Source organism: Kangiella spongicola (genome assembly GCF_003194565.2).
In the GTDB taxonomy this organism is placed as follows: Bacteria; Pseudomonadota; Gammaproteobacteria; order Enterobacterales; family Kangiellaceae; genus Kangiella; species Kangiella spongicola.
Window position 1 is genome coordinate 806,240 of the sequence record NZ_QICH01000001.1, and the last position, 20,002, is coordinate 826,241.

At 44.5% G+C, this 20,002-nt stretch carries 22 protein-coding genes; 8 read left to right on the forward strand and 14 right to left on the reverse strand.

Annotation, left to right across the window (positions count from 1 at the left end; all coding sequences use genetic code 11):
* Nucleotides 1-95: 95 nt before the first annotated feature.
* Together DL796_RS03595 and DL796_RS03600 are read right to left on the reverse strand one after the other, a co-directional pair.
* Nucleotides 96-1,067, reverse strand: a complete 972-nt coding sequence (locus tag DL796_RS03595; protein ID WP_110200053.1) for a multidrug resistance efflux transporter family protein — start codon at nt 1,065-1,067, stop codon at nt 96-98.
* 83 nt (nt 1,068-1,150) lie between these two features.
* The gene (locus DL796_RS03600) at nt 1,151-1,348 is read right to left on the reverse strand and encodes a YheV family putative zinc ribbon protein (protein ID WP_110200055.1); all 198 of its coding nucleotides are present in this window, start codon (nt 1,346-1,348) and stop codon (nt 1,151-1,153) included.
* 93 nt (nt 1,349-1,441) lie between these two features.
* Between DL796_RS03600 and DL796_RS03605 the strand changes: the two genes are divergently transcribed.
* A complete protein-coding gene (locus DL796_RS03605) occupies nt 1,442-2,800 on the forward strand; it encodes a Na+/H+ antiporter NhaC family protein (protein ID WP_110200057.1) in 1,359 nt (452 codons plus the stop codon).
* Nucleotides 2,801-2,820: 20 nt separating this feature from the next.
* On the forward strand, nt 2,821-3,615 hold the full coding sequence (gene aroE / locus DL796_RS03610; protein WP_110200059.1) for a shikimate dehydrogenase: 795 nt from the start codon (nt 2,821-2,823) through the stop codon (nt 3,613-3,615).
* Between the two features lie 474 nt (nt 3,616-4,089).
* Here the strand turns inward: aroE and DL796_RS03615 are convergent, their stop codons facing one another.
* The 3 genes from DL796_RS03615 to DL796_RS03625 all read right to left on the reverse strand — a co-directional run bounded on the left by DL796_RS03615 (nt 4,090) and on the right by DL796_RS03625 (nt 5,730).
* A complete protein-coding gene (locus DL796_RS03615) occupies nt 4,090-4,749 on the reverse strand; it encodes a hypothetical protein (protein ID WP_110200063.1) in 660 nt (219 codons plus the stop codon).
* A gap of 168 nt (nt 4,750-4,917) precedes the next feature.
* On the reverse strand, nt 4,918-5,322 hold the full coding sequence (locus DL796_RS03620) for a VOC family protein (RefSeq protein ID WP_110200065.1): 405 nt from the start codon (nt 5,320-5,322) through the stop codon (nt 4,918-4,920).
* Between the two features lie 9 nt (nt 5,323-5,331).
* Nucleotides 5,332-5,730, reverse strand: a complete 399-nt coding sequence (locus tag DL796_RS03625) for an OsmC family protein (RefSeq protein ID WP_110200067.1) — start codon at nt 5,728-5,730, stop codon at nt 5,332-5,334.
* A 128-nt stretch (nt 5,731-5,858) separates the two neighbouring features.
* Here DL796_RS03625 and crp point away from each other — a divergent pair, with 128 nt between their 5' ends.
* Nucleotides 5,859-6,494: a cAMP-activated global transcriptional regulator CRP gene (gene crp / locus DL796_RS03630; protein WP_110200069.1), complete on the forward strand. Its 636-nt coding sequence runs from the start codon at nt 5,859-5,861 to the stop codon at nt 6,492-6,494.
* 49 nt (nt 6,495-6,543) lie between these two features.
* On the opposite strand, the gene DL796_RS03635 is transcribed toward crp, so the two are convergent.
* From DL796_RS03635 to DL796_RS03650, 4 genes are all read right to left on the reverse strand, one after another.
* Nucleotides 6,544-7,125: an anthranilate synthase component II gene (locus DL796_RS03635; protein WP_227592988.1), complete on the reverse strand. Its 582-nt coding sequence runs from the start codon at nt 7,123-7,125 to the stop codon at nt 6,544-6,546.
* A 296-nt stretch (nt 7,126-7,421) separates the two neighbouring features.
* Nucleotides 7,422-8,111 carry a phosphoglycolate phosphatase gene (gph, locus tag DL796_RS03640; protein WP_110200073.1) on the reverse strand — a complete coding sequence of 230 codons (690 nt, stop codon included), beginning with the start codon at nt 8,109-8,111 and terminating at the stop codon, nt 7,422-7,424.
* A 2-nt stretch (nt 8,112-8,113) separates the two neighbouring features.
* Nucleotides 8,114-8,791 (reverse strand): ribulose-phosphate 3-epimerase, encoded by a 678-nt coding sequence (rpe, locus tag DL796_RS03645; RefSeq protein ID WP_110200075.1) that lies wholly within the window; start codon nt 8,789-8,791, stop codon nt 8,114-8,116.
* 126 nt (nt 8,792-8,917) lie between these two features.
* Nucleotides 8,918-9,658 (reverse strand): DUF3050 domain-containing protein, encoded by a 741-nt coding sequence (locus DL796_RS03650; RefSeq protein ID WP_110200077.1) that lies wholly within the window; start codon nt 9,656-9,658, stop codon nt 8,918-8,920.
* Nucleotides 9,659-10,018: 360 nt separating this feature from the next.
* Here DL796_RS03650 and DL796_RS03655 point away from each other — a divergent pair, with 360 nt between their 5' ends.
* Nucleotides 10,019-10,543, forward strand: a complete 525-nt coding sequence (locus DL796_RS03655) for a hemerythrin domain-containing protein (RefSeq protein WP_110200079.1) — start codon at nt 10,019-10,021, stop codon at nt 10,541-10,543.
* A gap of 26 nt (nt 10,544-10,569) precedes the next feature.
* Here the strand turns inward: DL796_RS03655 and DL796_RS03660 are convergent, their stop codons facing one another.
* Entirely contained in the window at nt 10,570-11,703 is a 1,134-nt protein-coding gene (locus tag DL796_RS03660; protein WP_110200081.1) for a VanZ family protein, read from the reverse strand.
* Nucleotides 11,704-11,838: 135 nt separating this feature from the next.
* Here DL796_RS03660 and DL796_RS03665 point away from each other — a divergent pair, with 135 nt between their 5' ends.
* From DL796_RS03665 to plsB, 3 genes are read left to right on the forward strand one after another with little or no spacing between them, the layout of a single operon-like run.
* A complete protein-coding gene (locus tag DL796_RS03665; protein ID WP_110200083.1) occupies nt 11,839-13,419 on the forward strand; it encodes an acyl-CoA ligase (AMP-forming), exosortase A system-associated in 1,581 nt (526 codons plus the stop codon).
* A 34-nt stretch (nt 13,420-13,453) separates the two neighbouring features.
* Nucleotides 13,454-14,680 carry a pyridoxal-dependent decarboxylase, exosortase A system-associated gene (locus DL796_RS03670; RefSeq protein ID WP_110200085.1) on the forward strand — a complete coding sequence of 409 codons (1,227 nt, stop codon included), beginning with the start codon at nt 13,454-13,456 and terminating at the stop codon, nt 14,678-14,680.
* A 16-nt stretch (nt 14,681-14,696) separates the two neighbouring features.
* Nucleotides 14,697-17,216, forward strand: a complete 2,520-nt coding sequence (gene plsB, locus DL796_RS03675; RefSeq protein ID WP_110200087.1) for a glycerol-3-phosphate 1-O-acyltransferase PlsB — start codon at nt 14,697-14,699, stop codon at nt 17,214-17,216.
* On the opposite strand, the gene ubiA is transcribed toward plsB, so the two are convergent.
* Together ubiA and DL796_RS03685 are read right to left on the reverse strand one after the other, a co-directional pair.
* Complete coding sequence (ubiA, locus tag DL796_RS03680; protein WP_110200089.1) at nt 17,178-18,050, reverse strand: 4-hydroxybenzoate octaprenyltransferase; 873 nt, start codon at nt 18,048-18,050, stop codon at nt 17,178-17,180. The genes plsB and ubiA overlap by 39 nt on opposite strands.
* Nucleotides 18,051-18,100: 50 nt before the next feature.
* Nucleotides 18,101-18,655, reverse strand: a complete 555-nt coding sequence (locus DL796_RS03685; protein ID WP_110200091.1) for a chorismate--pyruvate lyase family protein — start codon at nt 18,653-18,655, stop codon at nt 18,101-18,103.
* 68 nt (nt 18,656-18,723) lie between these two features.
* Here DL796_RS03685 and DL796_RS03690 point away from each other — a divergent pair, with 68 nt between their 5' ends.
* On the forward strand, nt 18,724-19,050 hold the full coding sequence (locus DL796_RS03690; RefSeq protein ID WP_227592955.1) for a putative signal transducing protein: 327 nt from the start codon (nt 18,724-18,726) through the stop codon (nt 19,048-19,050).
* On the opposite strand, the gene glpE is transcribed toward DL796_RS03690, so the two are convergent.
* On the reverse strand, nt 19,047-19,358 hold the full coding sequence (gene glpE, locus DL796_RS03695; protein WP_110200093.1) for a thiosulfate sulfurtransferase GlpE: 312 nt from the start codon (nt 19,356-19,358) through the stop codon (nt 19,047-19,049). The two genes, DL796_RS03690 and glpE, sit on opposite strands and share 4 nt — an antisense overlap.
* Nucleotides 19,359-19,384: 26 nt before the next feature.
* Complete coding sequence (locus tag DL796_RS03700) at nt 19,385-20,002, reverse strand: rhomboid family intramembrane serine protease (protein WP_110200095.1); 618 nt, start codon at nt 20,000-20,002, stop codon at nt 19,385-19,387.

Sequence of the window (20,002 nt, forward strand, 5' to 3'; positions counted from 1 at the left end):
GTCTTACTCTATAATCATTAAGGGCGGTATCAGACCGCCCTTTTTTTATGGTTAGTAATTATATGATTCATTATCTATATAACTTTCTACCCAATTTAAACCACTTTATCGGTAGGGATTTTCGGCTTCGGCTCTAACTTTTGGTATTTAAGGAATAAGCCTAAGCCTATCACAATGACAATGATCCCAATGGTAGACACCAGATTCGGCAACTCAGAGCCCAGCAATAAATAACCACCAATGATTGCAAACAATACCTCTGATGCTTGCGTAGCGTCCACAGCCGCTATTTCTGTGGTGTTGGAAGCTTTGTTTCTAGCCATAATGAATAGCCCTGTGGCAATAACTCCCGAACATAGCGCCACAATAGCAGTGCTAGTCAGTTGCCCCACAGATGGCGCCTCGGGTTGCACTACTGCTACCAGAACTAACCACAATGGTATGGTCCCCACCGAGAGCAACCATAATTTGGCAAAGACATCATTTAATAAGGGGCTTTTAATATGAGGAATGCGCTTGTGGGTGCCATACTTCGCTTCCCACAGTATTTGATTACCTAGCGGATAGCAAAATGCGGCAATCAGCACTGGTACAGCACCATAAATCAATTGATCCGAAGTCATGGTATGTAGGTGGCTTAAATTCACCAATACCACGCCAGCGAAAATAACGATAGCGAAGACCCAAACCAGTGGATGGAAGCTTTTTCCTAGTAAACCAAAGATAATTAAGCTCGCCACCAGCGTAAACTGCCAGGTAGCGGAAATAATCCAACCCGGCGTGTGATCAGCGCTATAACACAGAAACAAGTAGAAAAAGCCAAAACCGATAGTGCCGGTTATTGTCCAGAAGCTTTTGTACTCCAGTAACAACCTCGTTAACTCCTTTAAATAGGAAACACCTTTTCGCATTAAGAGAAACAGAGTTAAGAATATGATGACAAAGCCATAACGAAGACTGGCAGACCAAAGCCAATGACCGCCGGCGGCACTCATCGCCTCATTAAGTACAAAGGTTGCACTAAAGAACAACCCAGAGAGTATCCCCAAACCTATCAGTTTTAACATGTCTAGAACTCAAAGCTTTCGTGGCCGCTATTATCGTGTAAATTACTGGGTTTGGATAGAAGATTTAACGCTAAATTTCGTAACTATAATTCTTTTATTTTGATCATTTGTGGAGCTGATGCGGGCTCGTCATCATTGATGATTTTTTCATTAAAGCCGCATTCGATACACTCACGCACAAAGATTTCATCTTCGTAATAACAAACGGTTGTATCCATTTGCTGGCACTTAGGGCACTTAGCCCCAGCGACAAATCGTTTCGCGGTAACTTTTTGCTTCATTGAATTTACTGACCGATTGCTATAAGGTGCTTTTTCGACCTTACAACAAAGAATGACTTAGGCTTAACAGTCTAACATAAAACCTTAAAACCTATGAGTTGGTTAAGCATCTTACCGCCAATCGTGGCCATTATATTTGCCATCTGGAAGCGCGAAGTCACCATCGCCCTATTGTTGGCAATATTCACTGCGTCCCTCATTCTTGTCGGCGGCAACCCAATCTATGCGTTTACTGACAGCGTCGATCGTATTATTAACGTCTTTTCCAGCGCCTATAACACTCGAATCTTAATGTTCAGCCTGTTAATCGGCGCACTAATCCAACTTATCAAAATTTCTGGTGGTGTTACTGCTTTTGTCGATTGGCTAACTCATAGAAGTCTAGTCGATAATCAGCGCAAAGCTGGTCTACTGCCCACAATTTTAGGAAGCTCCATCTTTATTGACACCAACATGAGCGTCTTAACCGCTGGCCTCTCGTCGCAAGCTCTATTCGATAAGCTCAAGATGAGTCGACTTCGCTTAGCCTACATCATCGACTCGACCTGTGCGCCGATTAGCGTATTAATCCTGCTAAATGGTTGGGGCGCAGCTATTTTAGGCCATGTTGAAAAAACAGCGGTTACCGATCCGACGGCGGTTATGGTGGGTAGTATTGGACTTAATTTTTACGCTATCGTCACTCTGTTGATTGTTTTTTATACGGTGCTCAGCACCAAAGTACATGGCCCACTGAAGACCATGGAAAACAAAATCACCCATCAGCAACAAGCCGAACAAGACCTACCTAAAGCGACAAAAAAGCGCTACATGCTAGCACCCTTGATTCTTATGGTAGTGAGCATACTCATCTTTATGTTTATTACCGGCGACGGTGACTTACGCCAAGGATCTGGCTCTGAATCGGTGCTTTGGTCAGTAATCCTATCGACGCTTTTAGCGCTTGGCTTATTGCGCTATGACGCAAAAGTGCCAACTAAAGAGCTCATGACCGAAAGCTTCAAAGGATTAGGCAATCTTTTACCATTGGTCACACTGGTGCTATTAGCCTTCGCTCTCTCCTCGGTCATGGGCGAGCTTAAGACAGGTGAATTTGTAGCACAAGCGGTCGGTGACTTTATTCCGTTATGGTTAATCCCAGCGCTAATATTCGTCTTGGCGGGCTTTATCTCTTTCACCACAGGCACCTCTTGGGGCACCTTTGGTATTTTAATCCCTATCGCTGTTCCATTAGCTTTGGCTTTGGGTATTTCGCCGAGCCTCGTGTTAGGCGCAGTGTTGGGCGGCGCCGTGTTCGGTGATCATGCTTCACCAATTTCTGACACCACTGTGATTTCATCGCTAGCGGCTGGTTGTGACCTACTCGATCACGTAAAAACCCAGCTACCCTACGCCATGACCGCAGGCGGTATTAGTATCATTTTATACATTATTTTTGGTCTAATGCAGTAGCAGGCTTTCTAGATAAAACTATGAGCAAACCACTTCGCTACGGGGTTGTCGGCAACCCCATATCACACAGCTTGTCGCCACAGCTGCATCAACAGTTTGCGAGACAGACTGGCTTAGATATTGTGTATTCCAAATACTGCCCAAGCCATAAAGGTTTTAACCGCGTGATTAATGACTTTTTTCAAAGCGGTGGCAAAGGGCTTAACGTGACCGCACCTTTTAAGCTCGATGCTTTAGAATATGCCGACCTTATTACTGATCGCGCCAAAGATTCTAATAGCATCAATACATTGGTTTACACTCCCGAAGGCATTCTCGGCGACAGCACCGATGGCATGGGCTTCTTACGTGACCTATACGCCAAGCAAAAAGAACACAACATCGATTTCCAAAACAAGCGCGCAGTGCTCTTAGGCGCTGGCGGCGTCGCCCGCTGTATCGCTCAGTCGTTATTACTCGACGGCTTTGAGGTTTACCTCATTAATCGCACGCTAAGCAAGGCTGAACAGCTCGCCAATGACCTATCGCACCTCGGTACCATCAAGCTCTATTCTGAATCAATCGCGGTTGACCTCATCGTTAACTCCGTTAGCTTTAATGCTGACAAGTACCTAGACCAAGTTACTTTTGCCGATAATGCCGTTGCTTATGATCTTAATTACGGCGACAAGGCAGGGCAGTTCCTCAACGCCGCAAAGCCGCATACCAGCCACCAATTTCATGGCCTCGGCATGCTAATTGAACAAGGTGCCGAATCATTCGGGCTTTGGACTGGGAAGTATCCGGATACATCGTTGGTTCAACTAGATATCTAATTCACTCGTTTAACATCTTTGCATAATAACGGTATTATGAGAGGAAGGATTAACATAACAATTAACTTTTATCTATGGAAACTACAATAACTATATCAATAGCAATACTTACTAGCTTATTTGCTATAGCTCTTTCTAAGCCTGATTTTTACATCAAATATGTTTCACTAAAGATCTTTCTTTTGATTCTACTCTTAGCTTTCATGGCTTTTTCCTACGAATTAGGACTAACACTTGCTGAACTGTCGTTGCCAGATAGTTTAGATAAAGCTACTAAGAAGGTAATTGTTGATGCTATCAAAAGCTATGAAATACCTAGAGCTTGTATAACAATAGGCCTTGTTAGCATCATCTCAAACTTTATTTTTGAGTCCTTATCAAAAAGTTTAATTAAACATCAAAAGAACGTTTCATGAAAACTATGTGACAGGTATAACCTCGTAGAAGCCTAGACTCCTTCGAGGTTTTAGCTAATTAGTAATAGTAGAAATACAAGCTTCTTCCTTCAAAGTCATTGGTAATGACCGCTTCCATGTCTTTGATTAAATCAAGACTTTCCAGTTGTTGTGAAATTGCAAACATTTTAGGCATACGCTTTTTTATGTCGTCGACAGTAGCGTTCACTTCGAATCGTAACCGGTATGCAGCTTCACGACACTCCACACCAGAAAATACCACGCCTTTATCAACTAACTTGTCGTAGATCTGGTTTTCGTGGATGTAATTATTGATTGTGGCTTCATTAGCACTAGATTGCGCGTTCGACTGACTTTCTTCAAACGCTTCTACTACGCTATCAACGGTTTCTGTGATTTCTTCCTCGGACACTGTATCCCTCAATACCTTTTCAGCCATTTCTATTTTTGCTTTACTCACAGCGGCATCTAACTCTTCTTGCGTGTATAGGCGCTCTTTTTTATCACTAGTTTGCTTTTTATTAGCATGATCGCTTTTTTTTACCCCTTTTTCAGAGCTATTCTCGTAACTTGATGTGAGTTTTTTAGTCGAAGAACTTTCGGTTAGTCTATTTTCGAGCTGTTCCGATTCTTTTGATGTTTCCTTTGGCTCCATTAAAAATAATGTTGCCCCAACAATTAATGCTACTCCTAGCACCAAGACGATTATCTTTTTCAAACTTTATCTCCTTTTCCTTGTTAAATATTTAAATATTATCTTTGTTCATCCCCCCCTACTCTAGCTTCTGAGCTAAGGCAAGGCGCGGCAAAATGTCCTGAAAAAGCGCAGTGCACATCAAGTACATGAGCACGTTTTCAGGATATTTTAACAAAGCATTGCCGACGATCAGATGCTAGATACGATTGGTGGGTGGTGAATCATCTGCACCCGGTTCCCATCCGGATCCAAGCAATAAAAGCTGGTGGCGCCGTCGCGGTGTCTGCGTGGTTCGGTCAGCATCTGCACACCGTTTTCTTTCAAAAACTCATACCACTGGTCCACTTCTTCAGCTGTGTTCATGATAAAGCCTAGGTGATCGAGCTTTTGCCCGCCTGAAGTGTCTAAATCGGGCTGTTTGCTGTGTAGGGCTAGGTTGTCATGGCCTTGTGAGGTTAAATAGACGTTAGCGTCGTCTGGGCGCCATTCGACGTCCATTCCAAGCAATTCGACATAGAAATGCTCTGCTGCGGCTAAATCCTCGACAAACAGCGCTAGGTGGCGCATTCCTAAGTGTTTTGCGGGCCTTTTCATAACAGCTCCTTACACTGGCACTATTTGATAGCTGGTTTCGACAGGCATATTCGGATCGAGCGAGTGCATCACTGAGCAGTATTTCTCAACCGACAAGTCGATCGCTTTTTTAACCTGCTTTTCCGATAGACCTTTACCGCGAACGACAAACTTCATTCTCAAGCCTGTAAAACGGCGCGGTGGCTCGTCGGCTCTGTCAGAGTCTATCTCACAGTGACAGCCTGTAATGTCTTGGCGAGCTTTTTTAAGGATCATTACCACATCTACCGAGGCGCAGGCACCCACTGACATCAGTAAATTCTCCATTGGCGAGGCATAATCGCCTTCAGCGCCAAACATAACTTTTTGTCTTTTGCTGTTTTTCCCAATAAAATTAAGGTCGTTGACCCAGTCAATTGTTACTTTCATAATGATTTGTGACCTAGTTAAAGCTTTTAGAGGCTATATAGTGCCATATCGAATTTGATTTTAAAGGGGTACGGCACTAAGATTTCATGCTATATTCTGAATGATTACAACAAAATAGGAAATATCACATGGCGTTACCTTATCATCTGGCTCAAGACGAGACCATTCAGTGGTTCCTAAATCACTGTCAGAGACGCCGTTTCCCAACCAAAAGCACCCTTATCTACGCGGGTGACTCTTCTAACACTTTGTATTTTTTACTTGAAGGCTCGGTAACAGTATTAATCGAAGACGACGAAGGTCGTGAGTTAGTACTTGCTTACTTAAACCCTGGCGATTTCTTCGGTGAGATGGGTTTATTCACTGATGATCACGATCGCACGGCATGGGTAAGAACCAAAACCGAGTGCGAAGTTGCGGAAATCAGCTATGAAAAGTTCCGCCAGCTAACTAAGGATAATCCTGACGTTTTATTCAAGCTGGCCACTCAATTAGCGAGTCGTCTCCAAAAAACCAGCCGCAAGGTTGGTGATTTAGCCTTCCTCGACGTCACAGGCCGTGTTGCTCACGCTCTTCTTGAATTAGCTAAAGAGCCTGATGCGATGACACACCCTGATGGCATGCAAATTAAAGTTACTCGCCAAGAATTAAGTCGTATCGTCGGCTGCTCACGAGAAATGGTGGGTCGAGTATTAAAAGCTCTAGAAGAGCAAGACCATATCCATGTTAAAGGAAAAACTATGGTCATCTTTGGCGCCCGCTAATAGCACGCCGAGATACAATTATTGTTAGCCCTGCAATCGCAGGGCTTTTTTATGCCTGTTTACCTGTTTCAATAAAGTTCTTTAGCAGTTGGTGGCCCTTCTCGCTTAAGATCGATTCAGGGTGAAACTGTACCCCTTCTAGCTTCAAGCTTTTGTGCTTGATGCCCATAATGTATTCCAACTCGCCTTCTTCGTCTTCGGTCCATGCTGTTATTTCAAACTCTTTAGGCAGACTCGGCGTATCGACGACTAGCGAATGGTAACGTGTTGCCTGAAATGGATTGGGTAAACCGTTAAAGACGCCTGTGTCATTATGGTATATCTCTGAGGTTTTGCCGTGCATGACTTGCTTGGCCTTAATGACATTACCGCCAAACACTTGCGCCATCGCTTGGTGGCCTAAGCACACGCCTAAAATCGGGTAGTCGCCAGCAAGTTCTTTAATAATCTCCAAGCTCACACCCGATTCATTTGGCGTACAAGGCCCTGGCGAGATGACGATAAAGTCTGGCTCCATCTCACTCACCTCTTCAACCGACAGTTCATCGTTACGTTTTACGATGACATCGAGCCCAAGCTGGCCAAAATACTGCACTAAGTTGTAGGTAAACGAATCGTAATTATCGACCATTAACAGCTTTTTACGGCTCGCTGGTGGCTCTTTAATTATCAAGGAAGCAATTAGAAAGGCGATACTCAAGACGAGCATTGTCATTAATGGCCAGTGGTTATTTACAAAGCCGCTCTCGCCATCATAGATACTTTGTTTTGAGCAGAGGTGCTTATCGTAATGATAACTGTCGCCAGCGCTCACACACTGCTCAATCGCACTTAGATCGCTCATGTAGTGGCCAAGTGTCGCGACGATCATTAATGTCGCTAAAATCCACCATACTTTACGCATATATCACCTCAACCAGAGAAACCTTACGCATAGGCATCTCTCTCAACCGAAATCAAAGGGGTTAGTTGCTCTAAACTGTCGACAACAGTGTGCTTCACGCCTTGGGGACGAATATCACTAGGATTCAACGCATAACCATAAGTCACACCAACAAATGGCATTTTGGCGTTAACGGCGGCCTCTGCGTCCTTTGACGAATCGCCCACCATCCAGCACTTGTTGGGCTCGACCTTAAGCTCTCGGCAGACATGAAGCAGTGGCTCTGGGCTTGGTTTTTTCTCAGCCAAACTATCGCCTCCTAAGACAAGCTCGAAATAATCATCCAGCTTTAGATGTTTTATAATGGGGCCAATCAGTTCATGGGGCTTATTACTCACCACCGCCATTTTGACTCCCGACTGCTTTAACTGATCGAGCAATGTTTGTACGCCATCAAACATCACGGTCCTATCCGCCGGAAGGGCGCGATAAAACTGCATGAAAAGGCGATAGGTTTGTTCAAACCACTCGGGTTTGCCGAAATACTCTAGAGCTTGCTCAACAAAGACTTGAGCGCCACCACCAATCCAGCGTTTAATCTGATTCAATGGTTGCTCAGGCAAATCGAGCTCTTCAAAGGTATTATTAGCCGCAACCTGAATGTCGCCAGCACTATCAACGAGGGTCCCGTCGAGGTCAAAAATGACCAAGTCGGGAAAAGTAAGTTTGGTCATACTTATCGTGATGCGCCTTTCTCGGCATTCGCTTTCATCTGGCTGACCGTAGCTTGATAATCATCGGTATTAAAAATCGCCGAGCCAGCGACAAAGGTATCGACGCCACAGGCTGCGATCTCTTCGATGTTATCAATTTTCACGCCACCATCAATTTCCAAGCGAATATCACGCCCCGACTCATCGATTAGTTGGCGTACTTGCTGACACTTGCGCAAAGTCGAAGGAATGAAGCTTTGGCCGCCAAAGCCAGGGTTGACTGACATCAACAACACTAAATCGACCTTATCAATAATGTACTCAAGGATACTTACTGGTGTCGCAGGGTTTAATACCACGCCCGCTTTACAGCCGTGCTCTTTAATCAAACCGATGGTGCGATCGACGTGCTTCGAGGCTTCTGGGTGGAAACTGATGTAAGTAGCTCCCGCTTTGGCAAAATCTGGAATGATGCTATCCACTGGCTCAACCATCAGGTGCACATCAATCGGCGCCTCGATGCCGTAATCGCGAAGTGCTTTACAGACCATAGGGCCAATCGTGAGGTTAGGAACATAATGGTTATCCATTACGTCAAAGTGAACCCAGTCGGAACCCGCTTTTAGGACATTTTCGACTTCTTCACCAAGGCGTGCGAAGTCAGCGGAAAGAATAGAAGGCGCGATAACAATATTTTGCATAATAGGTCTATCGTAAGGTTTTTGCCCATTCTACAGAATCTTTATCACGACTTCTAATGACACAGCAAAAGCTTCCATGCTTTTTCAGATTATTCCTTATTCATTAAATTGCTCACGCAGCTATTCTTATGCCGCTTTCTCGCGCTTTTCATTAATCGCCGCAAGCACAGCGTCCCATAGACGTGACCTCAGTTTTAAACTCTCTACCGCGATGTCTTCAGCGCTTTGCCACTTAGCAGCATCATCGCCACAAAGAGCTTGCAGGCACTTTTCGGCTAACGGCCCATGTTCATCCCCATCCAGCTCAATATGTCGCTCTAGGTAATAAATCAAGGTAGGACAATCAACCTTCTCTGAGGACATCACATCTTTAATCGCCGTGAACATATCTGGGATCAACTTTTCACGGCCATACAAAAATGCTGAAGCAACTTCAACGTCACTGCCGTTCTTGGCGATCTCGAGATTATATTCCACAAACTGGCGCGCACCATCAGGGATCAAACTGAGATCTTGGGTTTCGATAAATTGCTTAATGCGGCTAGTATCTGCACCAACTTCCTCCATTGCTTTTAAATACAGCGAGTAATGGCTGACCGCGTTCCCTTCGGGGTCTAGATCGCTTTCTTCACCAATGACGATTTCGTTAATAAAGCGCACTACTTCAGGATCTTGCTTCGACTCGATCCAAGGCACATCAACGCAGGTTAAGTGTTGCTGCAAAGATTTAAGTAGGCTCATGAAATCCCAGACGGCGTAAATATGGTATTCCATAAAAGTGCGAACACTGGTCACACTATTCAGCGCTTGGTAGGCTTCGTGACGCGATAATTCTTGGTTTAATTGCGTTAATTTTGTCTTCAACATGGTCTTTCCTCACAGTGGGTATTTTGCATCTCCAAACCGGCTAATGCAGATTTGACTTTATAATTGTTGTTGGCATTTTTTTAGTATGCTCTCTATTTACTAATCACAGCCCTTATAAAAAATCCACGTTTTATAGGGCTTTTTTTTATTTTTTTATGACTTGGTTATCATTTAATCATTAGAAAATACTTTTCCTGCAAATTTGAATTGAATTCAATGCATCTGCGCATAATGCAGAAGCGCATTATTTCTATATATATTAATGACTTATAATTATTGAAAATGTCTTTTTTTTAGTGTCTACTAAGTTGTTACTACAACAAAAAAGTAACGATTTTTTATTTAGCTTAGGAGATAGCAATGGGGTTTATAAAAGACTTTTTTACAAAAAGGCCACAGGTTGAACAGAAAACTGCACCACCGCCACCGAGACAATCAAACGCGGCTCCCGCCAAAAAAGGTATTCAGTTTGATCCTGGCTTAGTCGATAATTTGAAAAATGACCATAGCCATTTGGTGACTCTTTTTGGGAAAATGTGGGAGCTCGGTTACCAAGCCAACGATCCACACAAACTTGCTGAGCTAGTGACTCAATTTAAGCGTGACTTTCAGGCGCATTTATTAAAAGAAAATGTGAAGTTTTATGCTTACCTAGAGCAGAACCTGACGGATGACGCATCCTCGATGCAGTTAGTAAAAGACTTTCGCAATGAAATGAATGATATCGCTCAGGCAGTGATTAAATTCTGTAAACGTTATTCAAAGCCAATCAAAATGTCCGTATTGCAGGAGCACTTTCCACAAGAGTACCAGCAGGTTGGCGAAGTATTAACCCACCGCGTATCGCTTGAGGAAAACGAGCTTTATACCTTATACACACCCTAGTCTGGGCTTTTATTCTGAAAGGGATTTCAGCGCGCTCTTTGGATCGCCTGTAACCGCACCAACAAAATACCGATCACCACCGCCATTACGAATAACGTAATATCTGGATACTTCCCCACCAAGAACAGTTGCAATACTGTGATAATGACCGATAAACACACTAATAATCCCGAAGCTAGTCGGTAGTTTGACCACCAGCGAGCACAAAAATACCCGACAGATGCTAATAACAACGATTCCTCGATAAGCTGGCTCAAGTTGTACCAAGTTGAGCCGGTCAAGAAATCATCAAATGGCAACCACTGAAAGCTGTTCATATTAGCTTTAAAGGTTAAGGGGTAAATCCCATCCCAAAGCAGCAAGCCAGTGGTCGCTATAGCCAGCATTGGTACCATCCAGCGTCGCGATACCGTTTGATGAATCAGGATAGCCAAAGGTATCGCAGTGATTTCGCTCCAGCCCATCTGCGAGCGATACATAGCAAGTTTAATGATTAAGACAAATACCGATAAAAAGACAATAAAACCTAAACGATATTCTTTTCCAAGCACCCGTTTGACTAAGTGATAAAAGATTAGCCAAAAAATAATGTTCTGTATCCACACGCTCAGTGACCAAGTGCTTTTAACGATAGTATCGAGACTCTGCCCAAATTGCTTGCTTTCAAACACCGGAATATAAGGAAAAAACTGCCACCCAATCCATAAAAACAATACTAAAAACGCTGGCGAGACGGCTATTCGCATTCGCGCTGGGATCATTCTTTGGATACGTTGGCTATTTGAATAAGCGGCTAGCGAAATACCAATTAGGATACCGATGGCGTTTAACAAGGCATCAGCGGCGTGGGAAACTCTTGATGGTAGATAAAACTGTATAAACTGTAAGCAAACCGCAAAAAGAATACCCCCACCGAGCATCAGCAATATCGACCACAGGATAGCTTTTCGCTGTTTCTGCTGGACGGTTAAAGCACCAAAAAAACCATAGGGGATGAATAATAAAATATTCGCAATCACATCCGAACGAATGGTTCGTTGCTGCCAGTTTAAGAGCCAGGCACCTAAATCCTCGGGGAGTGGGCGCGACAAATCGAAATTAAACGGGTACAAAGAGCCGTAAGCTATAAAAACTATAACTATGTACCAAATCAATCTCATTAATTGTCCTTCCCTTCTATTGCCTTTTACCGCTTCTTAATGGCTTGGTTAATTTTTAATGGGTTTAGCTGACGCGGTTGCTGTAAACCGCTAAAATGTGTTTTAGCTCATCCAATTCATAATAACGGAAAACAGATGCTTTGCCAGTTTGATGATATTGTTTCTACAAGCAGTCAGCATTTTGCCCATAAAGTTGCGCTCGACGATAACAAGCAACAGTTGACCTACCAACAACTGGAGCAAGCTATCGATCGTTTAGCCGATTACTTCATCGAGCTTGGTCTAGCGCCCATGACCCGTATCGGGGTTTATTTACCTAAGCAAGTCGAAGCCGTTATCAGCTTTTTCGCCGCCAGTCGCGCAGGCTTGGTTTTTGTGCCGATTAACCCGTTATTAAAACCCGCACAAGTCAGCTATATCGCCCAAAACTGTAATATCGAACTACTCGTGACCAGCTCGCAGCGGAGCAAGATATTACAGGGCATTTTTGATGAATGCGAGGATCTAGGTCACCTTTTAATAGTCGATGACTCGTCAAAGTTCAGTAAGCCGGAAACTGTCTCGACTTGGCTTTGGTCAGAATTACCAAGCCCAGAGCTACCGCGTCGCCGTCAGGGCATTTCCCTAGACTTGGCTGCAATTCTCTATACGTCTGGCTCTACCGGCCAGCCCAAAGGCGTCTGCCTTTCGCATCAAAACCTTATCGCCGGAGCGCAAAGTGTCAGCCAGTATCTGCATAATACGGCGGATGATATTTTATTGGCCGTCCTACCTTTAAGCTTTGATTATGGTTTGAGTCAGGTCACCACTGGGCTTTTAGTCGGCGCTAAAGTGGTTTTGATGGAATACTTGTTGCCAAGAGATGTCATTCGCCAAGTGGAGAAACATCAAGTCACAGGACTCGCCGCCGTACCGCCATTGTGGGTACAACTGGCGTCACTAGAGTGGCCACAATCGGCACAAAACTCCCTTCGCTATATTACCAATAGCGGAGGCGCCATGCCGGAAGCCACGTTAACTCAACTCAGAGAAGCGCTACCGCATACTTCGCCTTATTTGATGTATGGCTTAACAGAGGCTTTCCGCTCCACTTATTTAGAGCCCGATGAGATCGATAAACGCCCAAACTCCATGGGAAAAGCCATTCCTAACGCACAAATATTAGTACTGCGAGAAGATGGCACTGAATGTGCCGCTAATGAGCCTGGAGAGCTGGTGCACCGTGGGGTTCATGTCAGCCTTGGTTACTGGAATGCCCCTGAAAAAACTGCCGAACGCTTTAAGCCGTTACCTTCTGATGATCAATTTTTACCTGAAATCGCTGTGTGGTCGGGCGATACGGTTAGTCGTGACGAGGATGGCTTTCTTTATTTTATCGGTCGTAAAGACGATATGATAAAATGCTCAGGTTATCGAATCAGTCCAGCAGAGCTTGAAGATACTTTATATCATTTTGAGCTAGTGGACGAGGTCGCCGCGATAGGCATACCCCATCAACAATTGGGGCAGGCTGTGTTGCTCGTGATTAAGTTGGCCCAAGACGTGCATCCCAACGAGGACAGCACAAAAGCAATCAAGCGCTTTTGCCAACAGCAGCTACCAAACTATATGCAGCCAAAATTTGTCGAATTTGTCGATCAGTTACCGCGCAATGCCAACGGTAAGATTGATAGACCGGCGCTAAAAAATACATTTCTGCATTTAGCAGAAGCCTAAACCCCTAACTGGGCAACAGGTACAAAGGTTATTTATGACAACTAAAACACACGCACCGATGGATCAGTTTTCCAGCGACAAAGGCGAGCTAATGATCGCAGGCAAGACAGTTAGCCAAGTGGTGCAAATCACCGGTCAAACGCCTTGTTACGTTTATGATAAAAGCGTTATCAAAGCGAATGTGGATCGTTTACGTCATTATTTCCCAGATATTAGCCTGCATTACGCGATGAAGGCGAATCCTTATGCGCCACTGCTGTGCTACCTTTCCGATTTAGTTGATGGCTTAGACGTCGCCTCTGGAATGGAGCTGGGCTTAGCATTATCAACCTCAACCGACGCGCATAACATCAGTTTTGCCGGCCCTGGAAAGTCCATCAAGGAATTAACCATGGCGTTGGCGAGCGGCATCACCATTAATGTGGAGTCGAAAACGGAACTCAAACGCATTGCCGAGCTTAGCGAGAAGCTAGACTGCAACGCCTCGATTGCGATGCGTTTAAATCCTGACTTTGAGCTAAAGTCGTCAGGAATGAAGATGGGCGGTGGCGCGCAACAGTTCGGTATCGATGTTGAACAATTCAGCGACTTATTAGAACTTCTACAACACCCTAATCTTGAGCTTCGCGGGTTGCATATTTTTACCGGCTCACAAAACCTGCGTCCAGAATCCATCATCAGCGCTCATAACAATATCTTCGCTTTAGTCGCACGTTTAATAGAGCAGTACGACATCAAGCTGACTCATATCAATATCGGTGGTGGCTTTGGTATTCCTTACTTCCCTGGCGATACGCCACTTGAGCTCGAACCGATTGCCGAAAACCTGAAAAAGCTTCGCCAAGAATACAGCGACTATTTAAACAATTGCGAAATTATTCTCGAACTTGGTCGCTACCTGGTCGGTAATGCAGGCGTTTATTTGTGTGAAGTCACTGACATTAAAATTTCTCGTGGTAAACAGTTCTTAATTACTAATGGCGGTCTACATCATCATCTCGCTGCTTCCGGTAATTTTGGGCAAGTCATTCGTAAAAACTACCCGCTCGCGGTCGCCACCAAAATGGACGCCACAGAGTTAGAAACGGTCGACGTTGTTGGCCCTTTGTGCACCCCGCTTGATATTTTGGGTAGCAATATGAACTTACCGAAGGCTGAGGTTGGCGATATTATCGCTGTATACCAGTCTGGCGCTTATGGTTTTAGCGCCAGTCCGCGCGACTTTTTAAGTCACCCTCACCCAACACAATTATTACTATAATAGGTTACTTTAACGTATGTCTTTTTCCTCGAGTTTAAAAAACCTTTCTTTAGCCATATTGCGTCTTCCGCTTAAACTGTTGGTCAGAGAAAAACGGGTGCCTTCAGATCCGGTGACCGAATTTAACCTATCGCCTCAGGATCATATTATTTATATACTTCGCACCCAGTCGATGACTTCAATAGAGTTGTTACGACGTCAAGGCGAACAGCTCGACTTACCTCTTGGTAAAGCGAACGACCACAGCTTATCGGTTCCTGCTAAAGGCAGCTGTTTGTTTTTAAACAAACGCCCAAGCATTTTCCGTCGTAATAAGGTCAACGAGCTACACAAAGAGAGTCTAGTTAAACTACTTGAGGCACAAAAAGCCAACCCCAATACGCGTTTTAAGTTAGTGCCTGTTTCGGTCTATTGGGGGCGTAATCCCGGCAAAGAGCGTTCGTTTTTCCGTTATTTTATTTCAAGCATTGAAGAGTCGGGGCGTTTCGGTAAATTTCTTATCATTTTATTCTCGGGTCGTAAATGTTTGCTGCAGTACGGACAACCGCTCGAGCTTACCTCTGAGGAACTTAATTTAGAACTCGACGCAAAACGCAACGCGCATAAACTTAGTCGTATTTTGCGAGTTCACTTCAACCGCGCATGGGTTGCGACGGTTGGCCCGCGCACCCAGAACCGTCGCGAACTGATTGCCGGCATTGTCGCTTCAGATCCGGTACAACAAGTTATCCAGCGCGAAGCAGCAAAAGGTAAACGCACCGAGCAAGAGCTTAAAAAAGAAGCCGGCAAATACGTCAAAGAGATTGCCGCTAACTTTAGTCCGCGTATGATTCGTTTTCTTTCCGGTATCCTAACTCGGGTCTGGTACAAAATTTATGCGGGTATCGAAGTTAACAACCTCAAGCAAGTGCGCCAGATGGCTAAAGATCATGAGATTATCTATGTGCCATGCCACCGCAGTCATGCCGACTATTTATTGCTGTCTTATCAGCTTTATCACGAAGGCTTAGCACCACCGCATATTGCCGCTGGTATTAATCTTAATTTCTGGCCAGCAGGCTCTATTTTGCGCCGTGGCGGTGCTTTTTTCCTGCGCCGCAGTTTCCGCGGTAACCGCCTTTACGCCGCTGTTTTTAACGAGTATTTGTACCGTTTGTTCAACAAAGGCACGCCTGTGGAATACTTCCAAGAAGGCGGTCGTAGTCGCACAGGGCGTTTATTAACGCCGAAAACCGGCATGCTTGCCATGACCATACAAGCTTTATTGCGTGGACTTAAAAAGCCGATACTATTTGTTCCCGTTTATATCGGGTATGAGCGTATGTTCGAGGGTAAAAGTTATGTTGGTGAGCTGCGCGGCAAGTCCAAACAGAAAGAATCCTTTGGTCAGTTACTAGGCGTGCGTAAAGCTTTAAAACGCTTTTATGGCAAGGTCTATTTAAATTTTGGCGAACCACTCAAGTTGCACGACTTCCTAGAGCAACGCAATATTGATTGGCGCCAATCCTCGATTGACCAAGACGAACGTCCAGATTGGCTATCCAATACGGTAACCGCCCTAGGCGACGAAATTAACCGTCGCATTAACTCAGCGGCTAGCATCAATAGCATTTGTTTGGTCAGCCTGACGTTATTAGCCACACCGCGACAGGCGATGGATAAACGTGAACTGATTTCACACCTCGATATGTTAGTGACTCTGGCTAAATCCGCTCCTTATAGCGAGCATATTAATTTGCCGGAAAATAGTGGCCTAGAGTTAATCGAAACGGCGCTGAAACTGGGTGTAGTGCAAGAGTTCACCGATCCGACTGGAGCCGTGGTTTTCATTGAAGGCGACGAAGCTGTACTTTCAACCTATTACAGCAACAACATTCTCCACGTTTACGCCCTACCATCTTTAATAGCGGCTATTTTCCAACGTCATCACGAAGTTACCCGTACTCAAGTGGTTGACCTCGTTCAATTGATCTACCCATTCTTGCACCAGGAACTTTATGTTCGCTGGACGCAAGACGAAATTGAGCCACAGGTAAATACCATTATCGATAGCTTTGTCACCCTTGGCATGCTCAAGGAAAGCGACAACACCCTTACCGCCGCCGAGGATACGGATCCAAACTGGGCACGCCTTATGACCTTAGCACAAGCTGTTCAGCCGGCCTTACAGCGTTACGCTATTAGTCTGACGTTATTACACAGCTTGCAGGATGGCGAAACGATTCGTCGCGCAGAATTAGAGCAAGAAAGTCAGCGCTTGGCACAGCGTATAGCTGCGCTTAATGGTATTAACGCACCTGAGTTTTTCGACAAAAATCTGTTTAGAAACTTGGTAAAAATACTGAAAGACGAAGAGTGGGTTAGCCACACCGAAGGCGCTGGTATGCGCGCAACGGATGCGTGTTTACTGCTTTACAACACAGTGATGAGTCTATTAAGCGTACCGGTACAGCAAGGCTTGCAACAAGCATCTCGTAGCTTGCAGCAAAGCAAACAGCTAGCCCAGCCAGTAGTGGAAGACAAGTCCGAGGAATAAGACCATTCCGACGTAATTATTATTTAAAAAGGCGTTGAAGCATTCGTTTTCTTCCCGATTGCGACAGCGCCATATTTGTCGCGCAATTAACGCTAGCGCGACAACCCAACCACAATAATAATAGAAAGATAATTCTAACTGCTGCCCAAGTAGTAACATACCGAATAAAAACATCCCTTGGATAACACTGATCACCATTAAATCCATTTCACCGAAAAGAATCGCCGTGGATTTAAGCCCCAACCGAATATCATCTTCTCGATCGACCATGCCATAAAGCGTGTCATAGGCCAGCACCCACAGCAATGTCGAGATATATAACAACCACACAAGATTTGGCACTTCGCCCGTAACTGCCGCAAATGCCATAGGAATGCCCCACGAGAATGCCGCTCCAAGTACCGCTTGTGGGTAATAGGTATATCGCTTCATAAAAGGATACATGGCAGCTAACAATACAGCTATGACGCTCAAACCAATCGTTAGCCAGTTAAGCGTTAGCACTAGAGCTAGAGCCATCAACACCAAAACTAAAAATAGCGTTATTGCTTCTTTACTACTCACCTTGTCTTGCGCCAAGGGTCTTTGTTTAGTACGTTTAACGTGTGCATCAAAATCGCGATCGGCAAAATCGTTAATGACACAACCCGCTGAACGCATTAAAAACACACCCAAGCAAAACACTACCAATATCCACCAATTCGGTAGTCCCTCTGCTGCAATCCACAACGCCCAAAGCGTAGGCCACAACAATAGATAGGTGCCGATAGGCTTATTCAAGCGCATCAGCTGTGCATAGTGTTGCCAATGATTTTTTTTCAGTAGTAGTTTCATGGTGTTGGTTGATTCTTGTTATCTGTATTTTGCTCGCGCTACATTCTTTGTTAATAAAGTGGCGATGCTGGTAAGAACACTTCCAATAATAGTAACTTCTTTTGGCTTCCGTCACTAGCCTGTTGACTATTCTGCCAATAAGAACGTCTGGCCCATAAGCATTGCTCTTGATCTTGCACTAAGCCGTAATTTTTTGCTTGTTGGAACATGGCGTGATTTGAGTCAAGTCTCCTCACTTCAAGTGACTCACGTCGTAGCTCTTTTGAACTAAAAAGAATACTGCCTAAGGGAGTCGTGCCTAAATCCAAAATAAGCTTTTCTTCTGATACTGGCACTAGAGTTCGTGCAAAAATCCATGGGGCATCTGGTCCATAGAGTACGACCTCTCTGAGCTGTGCTTGCTCTTGGGGCTGCAGTTTAAGTATCTGACTTTCACTTGGACTAGCCTGAACTTTGTCTTCTTTTAACAAGTCGAGCCTGACTTTGTCGACGTAATGCCCTAGCTTCTGAGTTAACGATCCAAACTCAGCGACCCATTCAGCGATATGGTATGGAAGCTCACGAACAACCTCGTCCGTAGCTTTACGCCAAACCTTAAAATCCATGATCTCAGCCCAATATCATTGTAGTTGCGGCTATTGTACTGGATTCACTGCTTAAACCCTAGTTTGTGATGATTCAGTTATCTCTATCGACTGGTTACTTGAAAATCCGCATCGTGCGTGACTTAATAATAGATATGGACCTAATAGCGCGGGAGTTTTTGATGGCATTAGTCACGGTAGAAACTTATGCTGACAATATGCAGGCGCATATTGCGAAGGGCTTACTCGAAACCCATGGCATCGAGGCGACAATCCTACACGATGGATTTCACAGCACTTATGGTTCGGCTATTGGTGAGGTGCCATTACTGGTAGAAGAGGAAAATTTGATTCGTGCTAAGCAAATTCTAAATAAAGAGCTGACTGACGATAACTTCGATAGCTTCTCGGCTTAAACCTCTACAGGATTATTCAGCTTCCACACTTCAAAGCCACCATCCATACTGTAAACGTCCTTAAAGCCTTGCGCTGCAAAGTATCGCGCCGCAGGCTGACTACTGTGCCCATGATAGCAAACCACTATTAACGGCATTTCTTTGTCGGTATTTTCGATGTAATCAGCGGCATTTTGATTATTAATATTAACCGCATTCGGCATGTGCCCCGCGGCAAAAGCCTGTGGATCGCGTATATCAATCACATTCGTCGCCTGACTTTCTTGTAAGCGATTAACTTCTTCTATAGTGATTCTTTTAAAATTCATAAATACCGTCGAGTTTAATAATAAGTTTAAAAAGCTTTAGTTTTTGCCGTGATAATACCAAGGGCGCCACCTGCTACCAATCCAATAAGGTGTGCCGCGTTGGCAATTCCTATCATACCGGTTGAATTCAAGACAAAACCCAGCACCAACCAAATCAGCATGAACTGCATAATACCTGGATGTAATGGCACTCTATAGAAAGGGTCAAACTTGCGGCGCATAAAGATAAAGCCTAATAAGCCATAGACTACGCCTGACATACCGCCAAAGATATAACGCGGGCTGACGTAACCTTCCATCCAGTATTCTGCAAAATACTGCGCCATATTCGAGGCAATACCAATGATTAGAACTAACGTAAGCAAATACCAAGGCCCGCGATCTTTCTCGATTGAACCACCTAAATCCCACAACCACATCATGTTAAAGATTAAATGGATCGGCAAGGAGCCTATCATAAAGTGTAAAAAGATTGGTGTGACTAGCCGGTGCAGTTGCCCTTGCTGGATCAATTCCCAGTTAAAGGTAAATAAACTGGTTATTTCTCGATTAGTACCTGAGAGCGTGATGATCGATACCAAAACACTGATCCCGACTAAAAGTTTAGTCATCCAGCCGGTACGTTTCATAAAGTCTTCAAGCAT